General features: G+C 72.5%; 23 protein-coding genes and 1 pseudogene. 4 read left to right on the top strand and 20 right to left on the bottom strand.

The window, feature by feature from the left end; genetic code table 11:
- Positions 1 to 41: 41 nt before the first annotated feature.
- The 4 genes from RH94_RS43540 to tsaB form a co-directional block, all read right to left on the bottom strand.
- Positions 42 to 298, bottom strand: a 257-nt coding sequence (locus RH94_RS43540) for a hypothetical protein (RefSeq protein WP_143204028.1), incomplete at its 3' end; no start/stop codon positions are given.
- On the bottom strand, positions 295 to 1,407 hold the full coding sequence (gene tsaD, locus RH94_RS16330; RefSeq protein WP_073948323.1) for a tRNA (adenosine(37)-N6)-threonylcarbamoyltransferase complex transferase subunit TsaD: 1,113 nt from the start codon (positions 1,405 to 1,407) through the stop codon (positions 295 to 297). The genes RH94_RS43540 and tsaD, both read right to left, overlap by 4 nt.
- The gene (gene rimI, locus RH94_RS16325) at positions 1,400 to 1,906 is read right to left on the bottom strand and encodes a ribosomal protein S18-alanine N-acetyltransferase (RefSeq protein ID WP_073948322.1); all 507 of its coding nucleotides are present in this window, start codon (positions 1,904 to 1,906) and stop codon (positions 1,400 to 1,402) included. The genes tsaD and rimI overlap by 8 nt, the downstream gene beginning before the upstream one ends.
- Before the next feature lie 56 nt (positions 1,907 to 1,962).
- On the bottom strand, positions 1,963 to 2,616 hold the full coding sequence (gene tsaB, locus RH94_RS16320) for a tRNA (adenosine(37)-N6)-threonylcarbamoyltransferase complex dimerization subunit type 1 TsaB (RefSeq protein WP_073948321.1): 654 nt from the start codon (positions 2,614 to 2,616) through the stop codon (positions 1,963 to 1,965).
- A gap of 248 nt (positions 2,617 to 2,864) precedes the next feature.
- On the opposite strand from tsaB, the gene RH94_RS16315 reads away from it, so the two are divergent.
- Positions 2,865 to 3,422, top strand: a complete 558-nt coding sequence (locus RH94_RS16315) for a hypothetical protein (RefSeq protein ID WP_199880979.1) — start codon at positions 2,865 to 2,867, stop codon at positions 3,420 to 3,422.
- Positions 3,423 to 3,472: 50 nt separating this feature from the next.
- Here RH94_RS16315 and RH94_RS16310 read toward each other — a convergent pair whose 3' ends face one another.
- The 10 genes and pseudogenes from RH94_RS16310 to RH94_RS16265 all read right to left on the bottom strand — a co-directional run bounded on the left by RH94_RS16310 (position 3,473) and on the right by RH94_RS16265 (position 12,180).
- On the bottom strand, positions 3,473 to 3,661 hold the full coding sequence (locus RH94_RS16310) for a hypothetical protein (RefSeq protein ID WP_073948319.1): 189 nt from the start codon (positions 3,659 to 3,661) through the stop codon (positions 3,473 to 3,475).
- 142 nt (positions 3,662 to 3,803) lie between these two features.
- Positions 3,804 to 4,325 (bottom strand): tRNA (adenosine(37)-N6)-threonylcarbamoyltransferase complex ATPase subunit type 1 TsaE, encoded by a 522-nt coding sequence (tsaE, locus tag RH94_RS16305; RefSeq protein ID WP_073948318.1) that lies wholly within the window; start codon positions 4,323 to 4,325, stop codon positions 3,804 to 3,806.
- Positions 4,291 to 5,520 carry an alpha/beta fold hydrolase gene (locus RH94_RS16300; protein WP_073948317.1) on the bottom strand — a complete coding sequence of 410 codons (1,230 nt, stop codon included), beginning with the start codon at positions 5,518 to 5,520 and terminating at the stop codon, positions 4,291 to 4,293. Before RH94_RS16300 ends, tsaE begins: the two co-directional genes overlap by 35 nt.
- A 154-nt stretch (positions 5,521 to 5,674) precedes the next feature.
- Positions 5,675 to 6,874: an alanine racemase gene (gene alr / locus RH94_RS16295; protein ID WP_073948316.1), complete on the bottom strand. Its 1,200-nt coding sequence runs from the start codon at positions 6,872 to 6,874 to the stop codon at positions 5,675 to 5,677.
- Positions 6,875 to 6,959: 85 nt separating this feature from the next.
- Positions 6,960 to 8,399 carry a bifunctional ADP-dependent NAD(P)H-hydrate dehydratase/NAD(P)H-hydrate epimerase gene (locus RH94_RS16290; RefSeq protein WP_073948315.1) on the bottom strand — a complete coding sequence of 480 codons (1,440 nt, stop codon included), beginning with the start codon at positions 8,397 to 8,399 and terminating at the stop codon, positions 6,960 to 6,962.
- Between the two features lie 81 nt (positions 8,400 to 8,480).
- The gene (locus tag RH94_RS16285) at positions 8,481 to 8,852 is read right to left on the bottom strand and encodes a holo-ACP synthase (RefSeq protein ID WP_073948364.1); all 372 of its coding nucleotides are present in this window, start codon (positions 8,850 to 8,852) and stop codon (positions 8,481 to 8,483) included.
- Positions 8,853 to 8,876: 24 nt separating this feature from the next.
- Positions 8,877 to 9,089 carry a DUF4287 domain-containing protein gene (locus RH94_RS16280; RefSeq protein WP_073948314.1) on the bottom strand — a complete coding sequence of 71 codons (213 nt, stop codon included), beginning with the start codon at positions 9,087 to 9,089 and terminating at the stop codon, positions 8,877 to 8,879.
- Between the two features lie 71 nt (positions 9,090 to 9,160).
- Positions 9,161 to 9,274, bottom strand: a pseudogene (locus RH94_RS43535) (ATP-binding protein); the annotation flags it as partial.
- Positions 9,275 to 9,397: 123 nt separating this feature from the next.
- Complete coding sequence (glmS, locus tag RH94_RS16270) at positions 9,398 to 11,245, bottom strand: glutamine--fructose-6-phosphate transaminase (isomerizing) (protein ID WP_073948313.1); 1,848 nt, start codon at positions 11,243 to 11,245, stop codon at positions 9,398 to 9,400.
- A gap of 134 nt (positions 11,246 to 11,379) precedes the next feature.
- Complete coding sequence (locus RH94_RS16265; protein ID WP_073948312.1) at positions 11,380 to 12,180, bottom strand: hypothetical protein; 801 nt, start codon at positions 12,178 to 12,180, stop codon at positions 11,380 to 11,382.
- Positions 12,181 to 12,390: 210 nt separating this feature from the next.
- Between RH94_RS16265 and coaA the strand changes: the two genes are divergently transcribed.
- Both coaA and RH94_RS16255 read left to right on the top strand, forming a co-directional pair.
- Entirely contained in the window at positions 12,391 to 13,380 is a 990-nt protein-coding gene (coaA, locus tag RH94_RS16260) for a type I pantothenate kinase (RefSeq protein ID WP_073948311.1), read from the top strand.
- A gap of 27 nt (positions 13,381 to 13,407) precedes the next feature.
- Positions 13,408 to 14,352 carry a DUF389 domain-containing protein gene (locus RH94_RS16255; protein ID WP_073948310.1) on the top strand — a complete coding sequence of 315 codons (945 nt, stop codon included), beginning with the start codon at positions 13,408 to 13,410 and terminating at the stop codon, positions 14,350 to 14,352.
- Here the strand turns inward: RH94_RS16255 and glmM are convergent.
- The 3 genes from glmM to rplM form a co-directional block, all read right to left on the bottom strand.
- Positions 14,349 to 15,707, bottom strand: a complete 1,359-nt coding sequence (gene glmM / locus RH94_RS16250; RefSeq protein WP_073948309.1) for a phosphoglucosamine mutase — start codon at positions 15,705 to 15,707, stop codon at positions 14,349 to 14,351. The two genes, RH94_RS16255 and glmM, sit on opposite strands and share 4 nt — an antisense overlap.
- Positions 15,708 to 15,900: 193 nt before the next feature.
- Positions 15,901 to 16,413 (bottom strand): 30S ribosomal protein S9, encoded by a 513-nt coding sequence (rpsI, locus tag RH94_RS16245; protein ID WP_073948308.1) that lies wholly within the window; start codon positions 16,411 to 16,413, stop codon positions 15,901 to 15,903.
- 42 nt (positions 16,414 to 16,455) lie between these two features.
- Positions 16,456 to 16,899, bottom strand: a complete 444-nt coding sequence (gene rplM, locus RH94_RS16240) for a 50S ribosomal protein L13 (protein WP_073948307.1) — start codon at positions 16,897 to 16,899, stop codon at positions 16,456 to 16,458.
- A gap of 757 nt (positions 16,900 to 17,656) precedes the next feature.
- On the opposite strand from rplM, the gene RH94_RS16235 reads away from it, so the two are divergent.
- Entirely contained in the window at positions 17,657 to 18,526 is an 870-nt protein-coding gene (locus RH94_RS16235; RefSeq protein WP_073948306.1) for a hypothetical protein, read from the top strand.
- Between the two features lie 35 nt (positions 18,527 to 18,561).
- Here RH94_RS16235 and truA read toward each other — a convergent pair whose 3' ends face one another.
- From truA to RH94_RS16220, 3 genes are all read right to left on the bottom strand, one after another.
- Complete coding sequence (truA, locus tag RH94_RS16230; RefSeq protein WP_073948305.1) at positions 18,562 to 19,416, bottom strand: tRNA pseudouridine(38-40) synthase TruA; 855 nt, start codon at positions 19,414 to 19,416, stop codon at positions 18,562 to 18,564.
- A gap of 93 nt (positions 19,417 to 19,509) precedes the next feature.
- On the bottom strand, positions 19,510 to 20,034 hold the full coding sequence (gene rplQ / locus RH94_RS16225) for a 50S ribosomal protein L17 (protein WP_073948304.1): 525 nt from the start codon (positions 20,032 to 20,034) through the stop codon (positions 19,510 to 19,512).
- Positions 20,035 to 20,238: 204 nt separating this feature from the next.
- On the bottom strand, positions 20,239 to 21,240 hold a 1,002-nt coding region (locus tag RH94_RS16220), incomplete at its 5' end, for a DNA-directed RNA polymerase subunit alpha (protein WP_199880978.1).

The raw sequence follows: 21,240 nt of genomic DNA, 5'->3' as shown, positions 1-21,240 counted from the left end.
TGATCATAGCGCATCCGGCGGGCGGACGGCCAATCAGCCGNGGGCCCCCGCCGACCGACTCGAACCGCCACCGGTGCACCGGACGAGTGACCAACACTCCGTCCGGATCGGGAAGTTCGGGCAGGTCCGCGTCGTACTCCGCGTCCCACCACGTGATGACCAGCACCCGGTCCCGCGGAGCCCGGAAGGTCTCCCGCCGGAGAGGTTCCCGTGCGAGCCGCTGCCGCCGGGCCCAGGCGAGGAGCTCGTCCCCCCGGCCCTCGACCGCCCGTGCCTCCCACATCAGCGCCACCGTCACGAGTAGAGGTTCTCCTTGCTGACCTCGTGCACGTGGTCGTGGGTGTGCTCATGGCCGGTGCCCGGCACGTGCGGGTCCGTCACCGGCAGGGACGAGTCCGCGGACAGGTCCCAGTCCGAGGCCGCCCGCCCCCGGCTGACCATCTCCGCGCCCAGCGCCGCCACCATCGCCCCGTTGTCCGTGCACAGCTTGGGCCGCGGCACCCGCAGCCGGATCCCGGCCGCCTCGCAGCGCTCCTGGGCCAGAGCCCGCAGCCGCGAGTTCGCGGCCACGCCGCCGCCGATCATCAGGTGGTCGACGCCCGCGTCACGACAGGCCCGTACGGCCTTGCGGGTCAGTACGTCCACCACCGCCTCCTGGAAGGAGGCCGCCACGTCACGGACCGGAACCTCCTCCCCGGCCGCCCGCCTGGCCTCGATCCAGCGGGCCACCGCCGTCTTCAGACCGGAGAAGGAGAAGTCGTACGCCGGGTCGCGCGGCCCGGTCAGCCCGCGCGGGAAGGCGATCGCCTCCGGGTCGCCCTCCCTCGCGTACCGGTCGATCACCGGCCCGCCGGGGAAGCCCAGGTCCAGTACGCGCGCGATCTTGTCGAAGGCCTCGCCCGCCGCGTCGTCGATCGTCGCCCCCATGGGCCGTACGTCCGAGGTGATGTCCGTGGACAGCAGCAGCGAGGAGTGGCCGCCGCTCACCAGCAGCGCCATCGTCGGCTCCGGCAGCGGACCGTGCTCCAGCTGGTCCACGCAGATGTGCGAGGCGAGGTGGTTGACGCCGTACAGCGGCTTGCCCAGGGCGTAGGCGTACGCCTTGGCCGCCGAGACGCCCACGAGCAGCGCGCCCGCGAGTCCCGGCCCCGCGGTCACCGCGACGCCGTCCAGGTCCTTCGCGCTCACCCCCGCCTGCTCCAGCGCGCGGTTGATGGTCGGCACCATCGCCTCCAGGTGGGCCCGGGAGGCGACCTCCGGGACCACACCGCCGAAGCGGGCGTGCTCGTCGACGCTGGAGGCGACGGCGTCGGCCAGGAGCGTCGTGCCGCGGACGATGCCGACGCCGGTCTCGTCGCAGGAGGTCTCGATGCCGAGGACGAGCGGCTCGTCCCTCATGTCAGTCATGGGTCTCGGTTCCTTGTTCACCGTTGAGGGAGATCGAACCCGCGGCGGGGCCGCCGTCGGACGCTGTGGACAGGCGCATCACCAGGGCGTCCACGCTCCCCGGCTGGTAGTAGCCGCGCCGGACGCCGACCGGCTCGAAGCCGAAGCGCTCGTAGAGCTTCTGGGCGCGCACGTTGTCCACCCGGCACTCGAGCATCACCTCGGCGCACTCGAAGGCGGTCGCCGCCCGCAGCAGCTCGGCCAGCAGCCGGGAGCCGAGCCCGGTGCCCCAGTGGTCCCGGGCCACGGCGATGGTCTGCACGTCCCCCTGTCCGCCGGCGGCGACCAGGCCGGCGTACCCGACGAGCCGGCCGGCCTCCTCCGCGACCACGTACCGCCGGGTCGCCTCCGGGCCCCGGGAGTGCGCCAGCTCGGACCAGAACATGCCCCGGGACCAGGCGTCCTCCGGGAACAGGTCCTTCTCCAGCTCCATCACCGGCTCGATGTCCCACCAGCGCATCTCGCGCAGTACGCAGTCCGCCGATCCGGTCGTCGTCCGTCCCGTCGCTCGTCCCGTCACTTCGGGGTGACCACCTTGTAGTTCTTGGGCACCTGGGCGTCCGGCCGACGCAGGTACAGCGGCCGGGGCGCGGGCAGCTCCTCGCCGGCGGCCAGCCGCTCGGCGGCCAGCGAGGCGAGGGCGGCGGCCGACACGTGCTCGGGCTCGTGCGCCTGCGGGAAGGTGTCGGGGTACAGCAGCGCGCCCGCGCCGACCGCGGGCAGCCCGCCGACCTCGTCGGCGATGTCGGCGGGCCGGTCGACGGCCGGGTCGGTCACCCGGGTGCGGGAGTCGGCGTAGCGGGCCCAGTAGACCTCCTTGCGGCGGGCGTCGGTCGCCACGACGAAGGGGCCGGGGACGTCGGCCGCGTAGGCGAGGCCGTCGAGCGTGCACACGCCGTACACGGGGACACCGAGCGCGAGCCCGAAGGTGTCGGCGGTCATCAGCCCGACGCGCAGCCCGGTGTACGGGCCCGGGCCGACGCCGACCACGATGCCGGTGACGGCGTCCAGCTTGAGCCCGGCCTCGGCGAGCACCCGGTCGACGGCCGGCAGCAGGAGTTCTCCGTGCCGGCGCGCGTCCACCTGGCTGGAGGAGGCGATGACGGCCGTACCGTCGTGCAGCGCGACGGTGACGGCGGGGGTGGCGGTATCCAGAGCGAGCAAGAGCACGCAAACAGCCTACGGCTCCGGCGGGCCCCGCACCGCCGCCCCGGCGAGACGGTTTCCGGCTGCTAACGTCCCGCGAAGCAGCCAGGTCCTGTCCGGGGTTTCCCGGCCGCGCCGCGACGCGGTGCCGTGACCCCCCGCGTCCACCCGGTACGCGGGCGGCCCTCCGCCCTGCGACGCGCCCGCCCTCCGGGTGGACGACGGGAAACTCCGGACAGGCCCCAGTACGACCGACGCAGAGGTGGGCGACCGTGGCAAGGAGCAGCTCGGGGTTCGTGGCCGGGCTCACCGCCGCGGCGCTCGCCGTGGTCGGTTTCCTCGCCCACCAGGCGCAGGCGAACGTCCCGCGGACCCTGCGCGGCGGCCCCGGCGCCACGGCGACGCCCGCGGCGAGCGCCACCAAGGCGCCCCGGGACGGGCGGCACCCCACCGCCCTGCCCGGCGGCTCGGGCGCCGGCGAGCGGGTCGTGTACTCGCTGGACGACGACCGCGTGTGGCTGGTCGGCGCGGACGACACGGTCCGGAACACCTTCGGGGTCACCCCCGGCAGCATCGACCCGGTCCCGGGGACCTACGCCGTCACGTCCCGTTCGAAGGCGGTCATCGGGACCGACGGCGTCCCCGTCGAGCACGTCGTGCGCTTCAGCGACGCGGGCGGGGTCGCGATCGGTTTCAGCGCGGCCGTGGACGGCTCCACGCCGACGCCCGACCCGGTGGTGAGGACCGGCGGCATCCGGGAGTCACGGGCGGACGGCGAGGCGATGTGGATGTTCGCGCCGATCGGGCAGAAGGTCGTCGTCATCCGTTGAAGCGCGTCCGGACCCGGTGGAGCACGTCCGGAGCGCGTCATCCGATGGAGTTACGCCGCTTGACGGTGCTCCCCCGCCGTCCGGGGGTCCTCCGCCGGCTCCGGGGCGCGCGGCGGCCGGGAGACCGCCTCCGCGGCGGCGCAGGAGGCCAGCAGGTCCCGCATGGACACACCGCCCACCACATGCGGCCGCGGCTCCGACCGCCGACGCCGCTGCTCGTTGTTCTCCATGGCCGACATGGACGCCTCCTTTGGCCGGGGGCGGACGTGGTTAGGTACACCTAACTACGGGCTGGATACCATGTGACCACGCCGGACGTGCCCGGCGCAAGGACGTACCGACGTGCTGTCGGAATGTTCACGCGGGGACCGCACGCGGGACTCAGGCGGTCAGCACGCCCAGGTCGACGGAGTCCCACCGGTCCCCGATCCCGGTCACCGTCACGTGCCGCACCTCGTCCGTGGTGTCCCCGACCCCCCGGTGGATCAGGACCTGCAGCCGCTCGTCGGTCAGCTCCTCCACCTTGCCCTCGCCCCACTCCACGACGACCACCGAGTCCGGCAGCGACACGTCGAGGTCCAGGTCCTCCATCTCGTCCAGCCCGCCGGACAGCCGGTAGGCGTCGACGTGGACGAGCGGCGGGCCGTCCCCGAGGGCCGGGTGCACGCGGGCGATCACGAAGGTCGGGGAGGTGACGGCGCCGCGTACGTCCATGCCCTCGCCGAGCCCGCGGGTCAGCGTGGTCTTGCCCGCGCCGAGCTCCCCGCTGAGCATCACGAGGTCACCGGCGCGCAGCAGCTTGGCGAGACGGCGGCCGAGCTCCCGCATCTGCTCGGGGGAGTTGACGGTGATCTCGACGGAGACGGGATCAGCCGGGGTGGGCGGTGCTGCTGGTGCTTCCATACCGCCCCACGGTAGTGCCTGCGGGGACCGCGCCCGCGCGGACGAGCAGGTCGGCGAGGCGGTCGGTGACGAGCTCCGGGTGCTCCAGGATCACCAGGTGCCCGGCGTCCGGGACCAGCACCAGCTCCGCGTCGGGGAGCAGGTCGGCGATCGCCTCGCTGTGCTCGCTGGGCGTGACCAGGTCCTGCACCCCGGCCAGGACGAGCACCGGCATGTCCTGGAACAGGGCCAGCGCCTCGGTCTTGTCGTGGTCGGTGAAGGCCGGGTAGAACTCGGCGACCACGTCGATCGGCGTGCTCTCGATCATCCGCTCGGCGAACCGGGCGACGGCCGGGTCGATGTCCCGGCCGGCGAACGAGTACCGCTTGATGATCCCGGCGAACAGGTCCGCGGTGGCCCGCCGCCCCCTCTCCACCAGCTCGGCCCGCTGCCCGAGCGCCTTCAGCACCCCGGGCAGGACCCGGCGCACCGCGTTGACGCCGGCCACCGGCAGCCCGAAGTTGACCTCGCCGAGCCGCCCGGAGGACGTACCGACGAAGGCGGTGGCGACGACCCGCTCGCGGACCAGCTCGGGGTACTGGGCGGCGAAGGCCATCATCGTCATGCCGCCCATGGAGTGCCCGACCAGCACGATCGGCCCCTCGGGCGCGGCGGCGTCGATCACGGCCTTCAGGTCGCGGCCCAGCTGGTCGATGTCCAGCGGCACGCCGTCGCGCGTCTGGGCGACGCTCCGCCCGGAGCGGCCGTGGCTGCGCTGGTCCCAGTGCACGGTCCGTACGACGCCGCGCAGCGCCGCGCGCTGGAAGTGCCAGGAGTCCTGGCCGAGGCAGTAGCCGTGGCTGAAGACGACGGTGACGGGGGCGGGGGCCTTGCGGCCGAAGAGCCGGCGGCGGCGCGGGCCGAGGTCCGCGGCCGCGTCGGGGTCGATGTCGTCGACCTCGTAGTAGAGCTCGGTGCCGTCGTCGGCCAGGGCCCGGCCGGGGGTGCCGCGCAGGGCGCCGTAGGGGCCCGCCGAGTCCAGGGCGAGCCGGGCCTTCCTGCGTATGCCGCGGCCGACGGTCATCCGCTCTATGGCGACGCCGGCCGCCGCGCCCGCCGCCACCACGCCTATCGCGGCGCCCGCGATGCCGGTCGCCCTGCGCCAGCCGCCGGCCGCCTCCACGGCGGCCTTCGCGACCGCGCTGCTCTCGCTCACGTACCGCTCCTCCGTGTGCCGTACCGCTGTTCGCTCGGTGAGGTGAAAGGTGGTGCCGGTTCCGGCCGTGCCGGTTCCGGTGGTGCCCGCTCCGGACGCGCGGCGGCCGGGTTTCCGCGCCAGGCGTCCGCGCCGGTCGTCCGCGCCCGTCGTCCTACGCGCCGTGCTCCCCGCCGCGTTCCCGGTCCGTTCCCTCGTTCACGTAGACGCGGGGAACGCGCGTTCCGATGCGTGTGACGATCTCGTACGCGATGGTGCCGGCGGCCTGGGCCCAGTCCTCGGCGGTGGGCTCGCCGCGGTCGCCGGGCCCGAAGAGCACGGCCTCGGAGCCGGTCCCGGGCTCGTCGCCGCCCAGGTCGACCACGAACTGGTCCATGGCGACCCGGCCCGCGACCGTACGCCACTTGCCGCCGACCAGGACCGGCCCGGTGCCGGAGGCGTGGCGCGGGATGCCGTCCGCGTAGCCGACGGGCACGAGGCCGAGGGTGGTCTCGCCGGGGGTGACGTAGTGGTGCCCGTAGCTGACGCCGTGCCCTCCGGGGACGTGCTTGACCAGGGCCAGCGAGGCGGACAGGGTCATGGCGGGGCGCAGCCCGAAGTCGGCCGGGGCGCCGATCTCGGCGCTGGGCGAGACGCCGTAGAGGGCGATTCCGACGCGTACGAGGTCGAAGTGGGTCTCGGGGAGGGTGAGCGCGGCGGGCGAGTTGGCGATGTGCCGCACCTCGGGGCGCACGCCCTGCCGCTCGGCGTGGGCGACCATCTCGCGGAAGCGGTCGAGCTGGGCGGCGATGGAGGGGTGTCCCGGCTCGTCGGCGCAGGCGAAGTGGGACCACAGTCCGGTGACGCGGACCAGCCCCTCGGCCTCGGCGCGCAGGGCCTCGGCGACGAGGCCGGGCCAGTCGGCGGGCTGACAGCCGCTGCGTCCGAGGCCGGTGTCGGCCTTCAGCTGCACGCGGGCCGGACGGCCGGCGCGGCGGGCGGCCTCCCGGACCTCCGCCAGCGCCCACATCCCGCTCACGGACACGTCGAGGTCGGCCTCGACGGCCTGCTGCCAGGGCCCGCCGGGCGTCCACAGCCAGCACATGATCCGCACCCGCTCGGGCGACAGCCCGGCCGCCCGCAGGGCGAAGGCCTCCTCCGGCGTGGCGGTGCCGAGCCAGGTCGCCCCGGCGGCGACGGCCGCCCGGGCGCACGGAACGGCGCCGTGGCCGTACGCGTCGGACTTCACCACGGCCATGAGGGCCGCGCCGGGCGCCCGCTCGCGCATGGCCCGCGCGTTGGCGCGCACGGCGGCCAGATCGATCTCGGCACGGGCGCGCAGCGGTGCCGTCCGCGGATGTGCTGTCTCGTTCATCGCGCCCCAGTCTCTCAGAGGGGCCCCACGGCCCCTCCGCGCCGGGGCGCGCAGCGGACGCGCCTCCTGTCCGGAACGGGCAGGTTCAGTCGCGTACGTCCCGCCACGCCTCCGGGATGGCCTCCGCCACGTCGTGGGCGCCGATGGGGGCGCCGTGGGCGGCGAGGCGGCCGGCGAGGCCGTGCAGGTAGGCGGCCACGCTGCCGGCGTCGCGGGCGGTCAGGCCGGCCGCCAGCAGGGAGCCGGCCAGGCCCGACAGCACGTCACCGCTGCCGGCCGTGGCGAGCCACGGGGTGCCGGTCGGGTTGACACGTACGGGACCACCGTCCGGGTCGGCGACGAGGGTGGTCGAGCCCTTGAGGAGGACGGTCGCCCGGTAGCGGGCGGCGAGCTCGCGCACGGAGGACAGCCGCGCGCCCTCGACCTGCTCGCGGGCCACGCCGAGCAGGGCGGCGGCCTCTCCGGCGTGCGGGGTCATCAGGGTGGGGGCGGTACGGGCGCGTACGGCGTCGCGGTCGGCGAGGCGCAGCCCGTCCGCGTCGATCAGTACGGGTACGTCGGTGTCCAGCACCTCGGCGACGGTGGCCGCGTCGTCCCCGGCACCCGGTCCCACCACCCACGCCTGCACGCGCCCCGCCTTGTGCGGCCCCTGGTCGGAGACCAGCGTCTCCGGGAAACGGGCGATCACGGCCTGCCCGGCCGGGCCGACGTACCGCACCGCGCCCGCACCGCCGCGCAGCGCGCCCGACACGGCCAGCACGGCCGCGCCCGGGTAGCGGGCCGAGCCCGCCGCGACGCCGACGACACCGCGCCGGTACTTGTCGCTCTCGAAGACCGGCAGCGGCAGCAGCCCGGCCACGTCGGCGTGCTGCAGCGCCTCCAGCTCGGGCTCGGCAGGCAGTTCGGGGGCGAGACCGATGTCGACGGGCCGGACCGTACCGGCGTACTCGCGCGCCGGGTCGACGAGCAGCCCCGGCTTGTGCGTGCCGAAGGTGACGGTCAGATCGGCGCGGACGGCGGCACCGAGCACCTCGCCGGTGTCCGCCTCGACCCCGCTCGGCAGGTCCACGGCGACCACGGCCGCCCGCGAGCGCGCCGCGCGCTCGGCCAGCGGCGCGGCGTCGGGCCGCAGACCGCCCTTGCCGCCGATGCCGACGATGCCGTCGACGACGAGGTCGGCCCGGTCGATCGCGGCCCCGGCGTCACCGGCCGCCCCGGCCACGCTCCCGCCCGCCCGGCGCAGCGCGGCGAGACCGCCGGGATGCGCGTGGTCGGGCGCGAGCAGCACCGCCGTCACCCCGGCCCCGCGCCGCGCCAGCCGCGCCCCGGCGTACAGCGCGTCACCCCCGTTGTCCCCGCTGCCGACCAGCAGCACCACCCGCCGCCCGTACACCCGCCCGAGCAGGTCCGCGCAGGCGGCGGCGAGTCCGGCCGCCGCCCGCTGCATGAGCGCCCCCTCGGGAAGCCGCGCCATGAGCGCGCGTTCGGCTGTCCTGACCGTCTCTACGCTGTACGCGGTACGCATGCGGTCGAGTCTGCCCCGAACGACGGCGGAACCGCACCCGGACCCGCGGCCGGGCCCGCGGCCGCCGTGCGGGCCCCTGCATTACCCCTCGGCCACCACGACGGCCGACGCCACCCCCGCGTCGTGGCTCAGCGAGAGGTGCCAGGAGGTGACCCCGAGTTCGGCGGCCCGCGCCGCCACGGTCCCCGTCACCCTCAACCGGGGCCGCCCGCTGTCCTCGACGTACACCTCCGCGTCCGTCCAGAGCAGCCCGGCCGGCGCCCCCAGGGCCTTGGCGAGCGCCTCCTTGGCGGCGAACCGCGCGGCGAGCGAGGCCATCCCCCGCCGCTCCCCACTGGGCAGCAGCAACTCGCTCTCCAGAAAGAGCCGTCGCGCCAGACTGGGCGTCCGCTCCAGCGACACCGCGAACCGATCGATCTCGGCCACGTCGATACCGACCCCGATGATGCTCATGCGGAGCACCCTACGGGCCGTACCTCACCTGCCGCCGTCCTCGCGGAGGGTGTGTGCCACCAGGGCGTTGGCATGCCCGTGCCCCAGGCCGTGCTCGGCCTTGAGCCAGTTCACCAGCTCCATGTGCCGGGTCAGGGGCGAGGAGCGGATGAGGTCCTGCCACTCGGCGATCGGCCGGCCGTACTTCTTCTCGATGGAGGGGAAGTAGCTGGCGGGGCCCTTGGCTGTCGCGGTCATGATGGATGCGGTTCCTTCCTGTGTCGCACGTCGTTGCTCGTACGACCGGGATGGAACGGGAAACTCATCGGTCAGGCAGCGGCGAGCTCGCACCACACGACTTTCCCCCGGTTGCCCTCCCTGGCGAGCGGCTGCCATCCCCACAGATCGCTGCAGGCCCGCACCAGGACCGGCCCGCGCCCCGACCGGGACCTTCGCCACCTTTCTTGAGTCACTGAAGCCTGACGCGCCGTCGCTTGACCAGTGAGCGTGAGGCTGCTCGGGGGAGGAGCGGGGCCACGCTCACCTGAACACCGCGGCGAGCATCCTTACTCCACCGTCACGGACTTCGCCAGGTTCCGGGGCTGATCCACCTCGTTCCCGCGCGCCGTCGCCAGCTCGCAGGCGAAGACCTGGAGCGGCACCGTGGCGACCAGGGGCTGGAGCAGCGTCGGCGTCACCGGGATGCGGATGAGGTGGTCGGCGTACGGGGCGACCGCCTCGTCGCCCTCCTCCGCGATCACGATCGTGCGCGCACCCCTCGCGCGGATCTCCTGGATGTTGGAGACGATCTTGTCGTGCAGGAGGGACCGGCCGCGCGGCGACGGCACCACCACGACCACCGGCAGGTCCTCCTCGATCAACGCGATCGGACCGTGCTTCAACTCGCCCGCCGCGAAGCCCTCGGCGTGCATGTACGCCAACTCCTTGAGCTTCAGCGCGCCTTCGAGGGCGACCGGATAGCCGACGTGCCGCCCCAGGAACAGCACCGTGTTCTTGTCGGCCAGTGAGCGCGCCAGTTCCCGTACCGGCTCCATCGTCTCCAGGACCCGCTCCACCGCGCCGGTGATCCGCGACAGGTCGCGGATCACCGCCTGGATCTCGTCGCCCCACTTGGTGCCCCGCACCTGGCCCAGGTACAGCGCCACCAGGTAGCACGCCACCAGCTGCGTCAGGAACGCCTTCGTCGACGCGACCGCGACCTCCGGCCCCGCGTGCGTGTAGAGCACCGCGTCCGACTCGCGCGGGATGGTCGAGCCGTTGGTGTTGCAGATGGCCAGCACCTTGGCGCCCTGCTCGCGGGCGTGGCGCAGCGCCATCAGCGTGTCCATCGTCTCGCCCGACTGGGAGATGGCGATGACGAGGGTCTGCGCGTCCAGGATCGGGTCCCGGTAGCGGAACTCGCTCGCCAGTTCCACCTCGCACGGGATCCGCGTCCAGTGCTCGATGGCGTACTTGGCGATCAGGCCCGCGTGGAAGGCCGTGCCGCAGGCGACGATGACGACCTTGTCCATCTCGCGGAGCTCCGAGGCGCTGATCCGCACCTCGTCCAGCGTCAGGTTCCCGGCCCCGTCGATACGGCCCAGCAGGGTGTCGGCGACCGCCTTGGGCTGCTCGGCGATCTCCTTGAGCATGAAGTAGTCGTAGCCGCCCTTCTCGGCGGCGGCCGCGTCCCAGTCGACGTCGTAGGAGCGGACCTCGGCCGGCTGCCCGTCGAACCCGGTGACCGTCACCCCGTCCCGGCGCAGCTCCACCACCTGGTCCTGCCCCAGCTCGATCGCCGAGCGCGTGTGGGCGATGAACGCGGCGACGTCGGAGGCGAGGAAGGCCTCGCTCTCGCCGATCCCCACCACCAGCGGGGAGTTGCGGCGGGCGCCCACGACGACGCCGGGTTCGTCGGCGTGCACGGCGACCAGCGTGAACGCGCCCTCCAGGCGGCGGCACACCAGCCGCATGGCCTCCGCCAGGTCGGCGCAGGAGGAGAACTCCTCGGCGAGCAGGTGCGCGACGACCTCGGTGTCGGTCTCGGAGGACAGCTCGTGCCCGCGCTCGGCCAACTCGGCCCGCAGCGCGGCGAAGTTCTCGATGATGCCGTTGTGGACGACGGCGACCCGCCCGGCGTTGTCGAGGTGCGGGTGGGCGTTGGCGTCGGTGGGCCCGCCGTGGGTGGCCCACCGGGTGTGGCCGATGCCCGTGGAGCCGGTCGGCAGCGGCCGGTCCGCCAGCTCCTTCTCCAGGTTGACCAGCTTCCCGGCCCGCTTCGCCGCCGCCAGCCCGCCGTCGGCGAGCACGGCGACGCCGGCCGAGTCGTAGCCCCGGTACTCCAGCCGCTTCAGCCCGGCCATCACGACCTCGAGCGCCGACTGCGACCCCACGTATCCCACGATTCCGCACATGGGCGGCAGCCTACGGTCCGTCACCCGGCGGAAGTGGCGACTTCGTGCCCGAAATCGGAAATTCCCACCGGGGCGGGAAGCCTCCTGGTAACGCCCACCGGGGTGGGGCACACCCCGGTGGGCACCGCGTCAGGTCACTTCAGCTTGGCGAGCTGGGTGTCCACGATGCGCGTGGGGAACTCGAAGTCCTTGCCGGTGGCGGCGGCGGCGAGGTTCAGAGCGACGAAGGAGGCGACGGTGGTGTCCTTGCGGGCCACGACGGCCTTGAAGATCATCTTGTCGCCGCCGTCGGCGGCGATCGTCATGGTCATCGCGAGTGCCTCGTCGGCCCCCTCGGGTGCCTCGGTCTCGGCCACCTTCAGCGTCTTGACCTTCTCGCCGGCTCCGGTGTAGGTGAAGCCGCCGGCACACTTCTCCAGGGACGCCTTCGTGTCCTTGAGAACCGTCTCGGCGCCGCCGTCCTCGTAGGAGGCGAGCGTCAGGATGACCTTGTCCAGGTCGAGGGAGGCGAGCATCGCCTCCTCGGACATGGCGTCGGAGGCGGACGGCTTCTTCTTGCCCGCCTCCGTCCAGACCCGCTTCACCGTGGCCGCCGGATCGCCCTGCGCGGCCGAGGCCTGGGTGAGGGCGAGCGGCTGGCAGGCCGCGTCCTCCGCCTTGACCTGCTCCTTCTTGACGTCGTCCGCCCCGGTGATCCTGGTGTCGACCTTGCCGTTGTCGACGTCCTTCTGCGCCAGCGCGACCTTCTCCAGCTCGTCGGCGGTCAGCGCCTTGGCGGGGGCCGCCGAGGGAGTCTTCTCGGCCTGGGTGGTCTTGCCGTCCCCGGCCTCGACCTTGCTGTCGCCGTCGGACGAACCGCCGCAGGCGGTGGCGAGCAGGGCCAGGGCGGCAGCGGACGCGGCAAGGGCGGTACGACGGACCACGGGGGATCTCACGGGGAGGCACTCTTTCTCTTCCGACGCCTTCCGACGCCTTCCGGCGGCGGACGGTCTCCGCGCCTGTTCCGGCGCAGCCTACGCACAGCCTCCCCACAGATGATCATGGATCAGTCCTCCGGTACCCGACCGTGACGCCGATGTGATCTCCCCTCCACCACGTGACACAGCCCACCCTGCGCGCGGTTCGAACTCCGTTAACAATGGACTGTGATCTCTCCGGTCTCCTCGATATCCCGGAGCGCCCACCGGTCCCGGCCGGAGGCGACTCCCTACGTCGACCTCACCCGCGCCGAGTGGAGCGCGCTGCGCGCCAAGACGCCGCTGCCGCTGTCCGCCGAGGAGGTCGAGCGACTGCGCGGCCTGGGTGACGTCATCGACCTCGACGAGGTGCGGGACATCTACCTTCCGCTGTCGCGGCTGCTCAACCTCTACGTCGGCGCCACGGACGGGCTGCGCGGCGCACTGAACACGTTCCTCGGCGAGCAGGGGTCCCAGTCCGGTACGCCCTTCGTCATAGGGGTGGCGGGGTCGGTCGCCGTCGGGAAGTCGACCGTGGCCCGGCTGCTGCAGGCGCTGCTGTCCCGCTGGCCGGAGCATCCTCGGGTCGAGCTGGTCACCACCGACGGTTTCCTGCTGCCGACACGGGAGCTCCAGGCGCGGGGCCTGATGTCGCGCAAGGGCTTCCCCGAGTCGTACGACCGCAGGGCCCTGACCCGGTTCGTCGCCGACATCAAGGCCGGCAAGGACGAGGTGACCGCCCCGGTCTACTCCCACCTCATCTACGACATCGTCCCCGGCGAGAGGCTCACCGTACGGCGCCCCGACATCCTCATCGTCGAGGGGCTGAACGTCCTGCAGCCCGCCCTGCCCGGCGAGGACGGCCGCACCCGGGTCGGGCTCGCCGACTACTTCGACTTCAGCGTGTACGTCGACGCGCGCACCGAGGACATCGAGCGGTGGTACCTGAGCCGGTTCCGCAAGCTGCGCCAGACGGCCTTCCAGGACCCGTCCTCGTACTTCCGCACGTACACGCAGGTGTCCGAGGAGGAGGCCCTCGACTACGCCCGCACCATGTGGCGGACCGTCAACAAGCCGAACCTCGTGGAGAACATCGCGCCCACCCGCGGCCGGGCCACACTCGTGGTGCGCAAGGGCCCGGACCACAAGGTGCAGCGGCTGAGCCTGCGGAAGCTGTGACGAGCGCGGGCGTCTACGCTGCCCCCCATGCTGCATGTGCGCCTGATCACGCCGCCCGAGCAGACCGACGACGTGGTGCGTCTGATCGGGTCGACGGTCGGCACCGCGCACCTCGTCGTGCTGCCGTCCGCCGCCCGCGATCCGAGCGGTGACCTGGTCCTGTGCGATGTCGTGCGCGAGGCCGGCGAGGAACTCCTCTCCGGGCTGAGGAAGTTGAGGATCGACCGGACCGGCTCCATCACCGTCGAGAGCATCGACCTGACACTGTCCGAGCAGGCCGAGAGGGCCGAGAAGGAGGCTCCGGGCGAGGGCGCGGACGCGGTGCTGTGGGAGGAGCTGACGGACGCCACGCACGAGGAGTCGACGCTGTCGGTCACCTACCTCGCGTTCATGACACTGGCCGCCATGATCGCCGCCTGTGGTGTGGTGCTCGACAACGCCGTCCTGATCGTCGGCGCGATGGCCGTGGGACCGGAGTTCGGACCGCTGGCGGGCATCGCCACCGCGCTGGTGCGGCGGGCGCCGCGCCTGGCGCTGCGCTCACTGACCGCCCTGCTGGCCGGCTTCGCGCTGGCGATGGCGGTGACGGCCGGGTTCGCGCTGTTCATGGACGCGGTCGGGCTGTTCAGCGAGGCCAAGCTGGAGGGCCCGCGGCCCAACACCAACTTCGTCTACGCCCCCGACGCGTTCTCCCTCGTCGTGGCGGTCCTCGCCGGAGCGGCCGGCACGCTCTCCCTGACGTCCGCCAAGTCCGGCGCGCTGATCGGCGTCGCCATCTCCGTGACCACCATCCCGGCCGCCGCCAACGCGGCCGTCGCGCTCGCCTACGGCGACCTCGCCCAGGCCCGGGGGTCGACGATCCAGCTGCTGCTGAACCTGGCCGGCATCGTCCTGGCCGGCACGCTCACCCTGCTCGCCCAGAAGTGGTTCTGGGCGAGACAACGCGAGCGCACCCCGGCGAAAGCCGATTAGCCGAGCGCGGACTTCACCGCGTCCGCCAGGCGGCTCGCCACCGAGCGGGCCTGGTCGATGTCCGCGGCCTCGACCATGACCCGGACCAGCGGCTCGGTTCCGGACGGACGCAGCAGCACCCGTCCGGTCTCCCCCAGTTCCCGCTCCGCCTCGGTGACCGCGGCCGCCAGGTCGGCCGAGGTCTTCACCCGGGTCTTGTCCACGTCCGGGACGTTGACGAGGACCTGCGGCAGGCGCTCCATCACGGAGGCCAGGTCCCGCAGCGTACGGCCGGTCTCGGCGACCCGGGCCGCCAGCATCAGGCCGGTCAGCGTGCCGTCGCCGGTGGTGGCGTGGTCGAGGACGATGACGTGGCCGGACTGCTCGCCGCCGAGGGCGTAGCCCTTGTTCTTCATCTCCTCCAGGACGTACCGGTCGCCGACGGCGGTCTGCACGAGGTGGATGCCCTCGCGCTCCATGGCCAGCTTGAAGCCCAGGTTCGACATCACGGTCGCCACGACGGTGTCGCAGCGCAGCGCGGAACGCTCCCGCATCGCCAGCGCGAGCACCGCCAGGATCTGGTCGCCGTCGACCTCCTCGCCGGTGTGGTCCACGGCCAGGCAGCGGTCGGCGTCGCCGTCGTGCGCGATGCCGAGGTCGGCACCGTGCTCGATCACGGCCGCCTTGAGCTGCTCCAGGTGGGTCGAGCCGCAGCCGTCGTTGATGTTGAGGCCGTCCGGGCCCGCGCCGATGGTGACGACCTCGGCACCGGCCCGCCGGAAGGCCTCCGGCGAGACGCCGGAGGCGGCGCCGTGCGCCTCGTCGAGGACGATCTTCAGGCCGTCGAACCGGTTCGGCAGGACGCCGACGAGGTGGGCGACGTACTTGTCGAAGCCCTCGTCGTAGTCGCGTACGCGGCCCACGCCCGCGCCCGTGGGCCGGTCCCAGGGCGCGCCGGTGCGGTGCTCCTCGTAGACCGCCTCGATACGGTTCTCCAGCTCGTCGGCGAGCTTGTGACCGCCGCGGGCGAAGAACTTGATGCCGTTGTCCGGCATGGCGTTGTGGCTGGCCGACAGCATCACGCCCAGGTCGGCGCCGAGCGCGCCGGTCAGGTACGCCACCGCCGGCGTCGGCAGCACGCCGACCCGCAGGACGTCCACGCCCGCGCTCGCCAGGCCGGCCACCACGGCGGCCTCCAGGAACTCCCCGGACGCACGCGGGTCCCGCCCGACCACCGCGGTCGGCCTGTGACCCTCGAAGGTGCCCGCCTCGGCCAGTACGTGCGCCGCGGCGACGGAGAGGCCGAGCGCCAGCTCGGCGGTCAGGTCCGCGTTGGCGACGCCACGCACGCCGTCCGTGCCGAAGAGTCGTCCCACTTGTCCTCCTGGAGAAGCATCGTTTCGAAAAGATGCTGGATTATGGCATTCGACGACCCGGGCAGCCGATCGCACCAGCCTTTGAACAGCTTGTGCCGTTATACGCCCAAGCCCTGTGATATACGAAACGCCCCGGGGGCACAGTGGGCGTGCCGCCGGGGCGTTCGGAGTACGTGCAGGGGCGCCGCTGGGATTAGCGCTTGCTGTACTGCGGGGCCTTACGGGCCTTCTTCAGACCGGCCTTCTTGCGCTCGACCGCACGGTCGTCGCGGCGGAGGAAGCCGGCCTTCTTCAGCGGGCCGCGGTTGTTGTCGACGTCGGCCTCGTTCAGCGCGCGGGCGACACCGAGACGGAGGGCACCGGCCTGACCGGAGACACCGCCGCCGACGATGCGGGCGACGACGTCGTAGCGGCCCTCGAGCTCCAGCACCTTGAAGGGCTCGTTGACTTCCTGCTGGTGCACCTTGTTCGGGAAGTAGTCCTCGAGGGTGCGACCGTTGATCTTCCACTTGCCGGAGCCCGGGATGATCCGGACGCGGGCGATGGCGTTCTTGCGGCGGCCCAGGCCGGCGGCCGGCTGCGGCTCGCCGAAGCGGGAGGCCATGGACTCCGAGGTGTACTCGCCCTCGACGGGGACCTCGGACTCGGTGGTGTAGCTGTCGATGTCAAGCTCTTCGAGCGGCTGCTCGGCAGTGGTCTCGGCCACGATTCTCCTCAGATTCTCTTCGGTCTTAGGGGGTGGCCGGACTTACTGCGCGACCTGGGTGATCTCGAACGGCACCGGCTGCTGGGCGCCGTGCGGGTGCTGGTCACCCTTGTAGACCTTCAGCTTCGAGAGCATCTGACGGCCCAGGGAGTTCTTGGGGAGCATGCCCTTGACGGCCTTCTCGACGGCCTTCTCGGGGTTCTTCTCGAGCAGCTCGTCGTAGCGGACGGAACGCAGACCGCCCGGGTAGCCGGAGTGGCGGTACGCCATCTTCTGGGTCCGCTTGTTGCCGGAGAGGTGCACCTTGTCGGCGTTGATGATGATGACGAAGTCACCAGCGTCGACGTGCGGCGCGTAGATCGGCTTGTGCTTGCCCCGGAGAAGGGTGGCGGCGGTGGACGCCAGACGACCCAGGACGACGTCCTGGGCGTCGATGACATGCCACTGGCGCGTGATGTCGCCGGGCTTGGGGCTGTACGTACGCACGGTTCGTAGCCTTCGCTTCTTCAGTGAGTGGTCCTGACAAGGTCACCGAAGACGATCACGACAGCCCTGGCCGCACCGCGGTGACGCAAACCGCGTGCTGGTCGCTGGTCATCGGCCCGGTGGACCGGTGTAAGGGCCCGTCCCGTGAGAATGAGCAAGCCAATACACAACGAAATCGCAGGATACCCGCGGCGACCTCCAGGGGTCAAAACAGAGGTGCCGACACGGATCCTGCGTGTTCCGCACCCAGTGTACGGCGCCCACCCGGAGGCTTCCGCCCCCGGACCCCCGCCGCGGCCCGAACGGCCTCGCCCTCAGTCCTTCCCGGGCCCTTCGAGCAGGGGCACCCCACGAGGGGCCGCGGAATGCCGGCCAGCCCCCGAAGGCCCCGCCGGCCGCCCTGCGCCGACCCGCGACGCCTCGACCGGGTCATGACGCACACGCCGTCACGGCCCCGCACGCCCCGCCCCGGCCGACCGGACACCGACCCGCGGGGCCACGCCCGGCCCGCTGCCGCCGCTCCGGGCCGGGAGGACCTGACCGCGCGCCTCCCCGATCCCGCCCTCCGAACCGGACGGAAACCCGGGACAGAGCACCCCCTCGGCCCCGCCGGTCCGAGGCCGGAGTGCGCCCGGGCGGGCCCTTTCCCGCGGCCTCCCCGAAGGGCGCGTCGCTTTGTCCCAGCCTGCGCCGAAGGCCCGTCCCCAGTCCGCCGCGGGCGCACCAGCACCCCCGACCCCCGTCTAAGATGCGCCCCATGAGTTATGGGCAGGGGGGCTCGCAGTCCCAGTGGGATCCCTGGAAACCGAATTCTCAGCAGCCGTGGAGCAGCGAGGGCGACGGCCGGACTCCGGACTGGGCCGCGCTCGCCGATGCCTCGGAGACGCGGAGCAAGAGGCGCCGGGTGCTGTTCATCGGCGGTGGCGTGCTGGCCGCCGCCGGGATCGCCACGGCCGTCGCCATGAGCATGGTGTCGGCCAACGGCAACTCCTCGGGCCGGGCGGCCTCCCAGCTGCCCGCCGCCCTGCCGAGCGAGTCCGCCGCGGCGCCCTCCTTCGACCCCACCAGCGCCCCGCCCCCGCTGGATCCGAAGGAGTTCATATCCAGCGCGAAGAAGGACACGGCCCCGCTCAGCGCCGACACGCTCTTCCCCGGCACCCAGCTGACCATGGGCGAGAACGTGTACAAGAAGGGCCCGACGGACGACAGCAAGAACTGCGCCACCGTCGCCCAGGGCACGCTCCCCAAGGCCCTCACCGACAACGGCTGCACCCGCCTGCTGCGCGTCACCTACAGCCGGGACGGCATCGCGGTGACCGTCGGCATCGCCGTCTTCGACACCGAGGCACAGGCGGCCAAGGCCCGGGGCGAGACCGACAAGAAGAGCATCGTCAAGCCGCTGTCCGGTGGCGACGTCAAGGCCTTCTGCAACGGCGCGGTCTGCCGCTCCACGACCAACTCGCTGGGCCGATACGCCTACTTCACCCTCACCGGCTTCGCCGACGGCAAGAACGTCACGACCGAGGACACCAAGGTCTTCCGGGCCGGCGACGACCTCGCCCAGTTCGCGTTCCAGCAGATCAGCCGCCGCGGTGAGGCCCAGGCGTCGGCGGCGGCCAACCAGTAGGCCGTCACGTACGACCACCCGGGCCCCTCGGCCCCTCAGCAGCAGCCCGCCCCCGGCAGCGACCGCTTGTTGCGTGCCTCGCGGCTCCGCGCGGCCAGCAGTTCGTCGGCCGGGTAACCGACCTCCTCCAGGGTCAGCCCGTGCGGCCGTACGACATGCACGGCGGAGTCCCGCACCCCCGCGGCCAGGACCTTCCCGGGCCAGTCGGGGGTACGGTGCCCGTCCCCCACGAACAGCAGCGCCCCGATGAGCGAGCGCACCATGTTGTGGCAGAACGCGTCGGCCCGGACGGTGGCGGTGACGATCCCGTCGTCCCCGCGCAGCAGACTCAGCTCCTGGAGCGTACGGATGGTGGTCGCGCCCTCGCGCTTCTTGCAGTACGCGGCGAAGTCGTGCTCGCCCAGGAGCCGCTGGGCGGCCTCGTTCATGGCGTCGACGTCGAGCGGCCAGTCGTGCCAGAGGACGTGGTTCCGCAGCAGCGGGTCGACACCGCCGGGGTTGTCGGTGACGCGGTAGGCGTAGCGGCGCCAGACGGCGGAGAAGCGGGCGTTGAAGCCTCCGGGCGCGGGGCGCAGGGCCCAGACGCGCACGTCCCGGGGCAGCCGCCCGGCGAGCCGCTTCAGCAGCTTCTCGTGGTGCTCGCGCCAGACCTGCTCGGGCAGGTCCACGTGGGCCACCTGGCCCCGCGCGTGCACCCCGGCGTCGGTGCGCCCGGCCACGGTCAGCTCGTACGTCCGCGTCGACCGCGTGACCGTGCGCAGCGCGTCCTCGATCTCCCCCTGCACGGTCCGCCGGCCGCCGGCCTGCTTGGCCCAGCCGTGGAAGTCGGTGCCGTCGTACGACAGGTCGAGACGGACACGGACACAACCGGGCTGTACTTCGTCACTCACGTACAGATCCTCTCAGGTGCGCGAGCGCGCGCGTACACGAAAGCGGGCCCGCCCCGCAGGGGGCGGACCCGCTCACGCACGAAGGCGTACCGCTCAGGCGTCCTTGGACTCCTCGGCGGCCTCGCCGGCCTTGGCGTCCTCGACCGGGGTCTCCTCGGCCTTGGTCTCCTCGGCCTTCGGCTCCTCGGCCTTGGTCTCGGCCTCCTTGACCGCACGCTTGGTGGCGGCCTCGGCCTCGCCCACGGCCTTCTGCTGCACCGTCAGCGCCTCGACCAGCTCGATGACAGCCATGGGCGCGTTGTCGCCACGGCGGTTACCGATCTTGGTGATACGGGTGTAGCCACCCGGACGGTTCTCGTACCGCGGGCCGATCTCGGTGAAGAGCGTGTGGACGATGCCCTTGTCCGTGATGACCTGGAGCACCTGACGGCGGTTGTGAAGGTCGCCCTTCTTCGCCTTGGTGATCAGACGCTCGGCGTACGGGCGCAGGCGGCGGGCCCTCGCCTCGGTGGTGGTGATGCGGCCGTGCTCGAACAGCGACTTCGCGAGGTTCGCGAGCATCAGCTTCTCGTGCGCGGCACTGCCGCCCATACGGGCACCCTTGGCGGGCTTCGGCATGGTTCTTCTCCTGTGTGTCTGCCCCGGCCGTATCAGGTACCGGGGTCAGTATCCGAGCAGGCGGTTGCCTGTCGGAGATCCGGGAGCAGCCCCGAAGGGGCGCTCCGGAAGGGGCGCGGGCGGAGTCGACGTGCGGCTCCGCCGCGTGGGCGCGGCCATCCACGGCTCACCCGCACCCGGGATCAGGCAGTCGGCCCCGAGCTCTCAGTACTGCTCGGTCTCGACGAAACCTGCGTCCGCATCGTCGTCCGCGCCGAACGCGTCCGCCGCGGCGGTGGGGTCGAATCCGGGCGGGGAGTCTTTGAGGGCGAGCCCCATCCCCGCCAGCTTCGCCTTGACCTCGTCGATGGACTTCGCACCGAAGTTGCGGATGTCCAGCAGGTCGGCCTCGGAGCGGGCGACGAGCTCACCCACGGAGTGGATGCCCTCGCGCTTGAGGCAGTTGTACGACCGAACGGTGAGCTCCAGCTCCTCGATCGGCAGCGCCATGTCGGCGGCCAGGGCGGCGTCCGTCGGGGACGGGCCCATGTCGATGCCCTCGGCGTCGATGTTCAGCTCGCGGGCGAGACCGAACAGCTCGACCAGGGTCTTGCCCGCGGAGGCCACGGCGTCACGCGGACGCATCGCCTGCTTGGTCTCGACGTCGACGATCAGCTTGTCGAAGTCGGTGCGCTGCTCGACACGGGTCGCCTCGACCTTGTACGTGACCTTCAGCACCGGCGAGTAGATCGAGTCGACCGGGATCCGGCCGATCTCCTGGCCCACCTGCTTGTTCTGCACGGCGGAGACGTAGCCGCGACCGCGCTCGACGGTCAGCTCCATCTCCAGCTTGCCCTTGCCGTTGAGCACGGCGAGGACGAGGTCGGGGTTGTGCACCTCGACACCGGCCGGCGGCGCGATGTCGGCGGCGGTGACCAGACCCGGGCCCTGCTTGCGCAGGTACATCACGACCGGCTCGTCGTGCTCGGAGGAGACGACCAGCTGCTTGATGTTGAGGATCAGGTCGGTGACGTCCTCCTTGACGCCCGGCACGGTGGTGAACTCGTGCAGGACGCCGTCGATGCGGATGGACGTGACCGCCGCACCCGGGATCGAGGACAGGAGGGTGCGGCGCAGGGAGTTGCCGAGGGTGTAGCCGAAGCCCGGCTCCAGCGGCTCGATCACGAACCGGGAACGGAACTCGTCGACGACCTCTTCGGTCAGTGA

Origin of the sequence: Streptomyces kebangsaanensis, assembly GCF_001906585.1 — a bacterium.
GTDB classification, from domain to species: Bacteria; Actinomycetota; Actinomycetes; order Streptomycetales; family Streptomycetaceae; genus Streptomyces; species Streptomyces kebangsaanensis.
Note: the sequence above shows the minus strand (reverse complement) of the source record. Positions and strands in the feature narration are given on the sequence as shown.

Coding starts and splice junctions, on each gene's coding strand:
- rplQ (WP_073948304.1), bottom strand. CDS start 20,034: ATGCCGAAGCCCGCCAAGGGTGCCCGTATGGGCGGCAGTGCCGCGCAC.
- tsaE (WP_073948318.1), bottom strand. CDS start 4,325: ATGGAAGCACCAGCAGCACCGCCCACCCCGGCTGATCCCGTCTCCGTC.
- glmS (WP_073948313.1), bottom strand. CDS start 11,245: ATGTGCGGAATCGTGGGATACGTGGGGTCGCAGTCGGCGCTCGAGGTC.
- RH94_RS16235 (WP_073948306.1), top strand. CDS start 17,657: ATGAGTTATGGGCAGGGGGGCTCGCAGTCCCAGTGGGATCCCTGGAAA.
- alr (WP_073948316.1), bottom strand. CDS start 6,874: ATGAACGAGACAGCACATCCGCGGACGGCACCGCTGCGCGCCCGTGCC.
- RH94_RS16255 (WP_073948310.1), top strand. CDS start 13,408: ATGCTGCATGTGCGCCTGATCACGCCGCCCGAGCAGACCGACGACGTG.
- tsaD (WP_073948323.1), bottom strand. CDS start 1,407: ATGACTGACATGAGGGACGAGCCGCTCGTCCTCGGCATCGAGACCTCC.
- RH94_RS16310 (WP_073948319.1), bottom strand. CDS start 3,661: ATGTCGGCCATGGAGAACAACGAGCAGCGGCGTCGGCGGTCGGAGCCG.
- RH94_RS16280 (WP_073948314.1), bottom strand. CDS start 9,089: ATGACCGCGACAGCCAAGGGCCCCGCCAGCTACTTCCCCTCCATCGAG.
- rimI (WP_073948322.1), bottom strand. CDS start 1,906: ATGCGCTGGTGGGACATCGAGCCGGTGATGGAGCTGGAGAAGGACCTG.
- RH94_RS16290 (WP_073948315.1), bottom strand. CDS start 8,399: ATGCGTACCGCGTACAGCGTAGAGACGGTCAGGACAGCCGAACGCGCG.
- RH94_RS16285 (WP_073948364.1), bottom strand. CDS start 8,852: ATGAGCATCATCGGGGTCGGTATCGACGTGGCCGAGATCGATCGGTTC.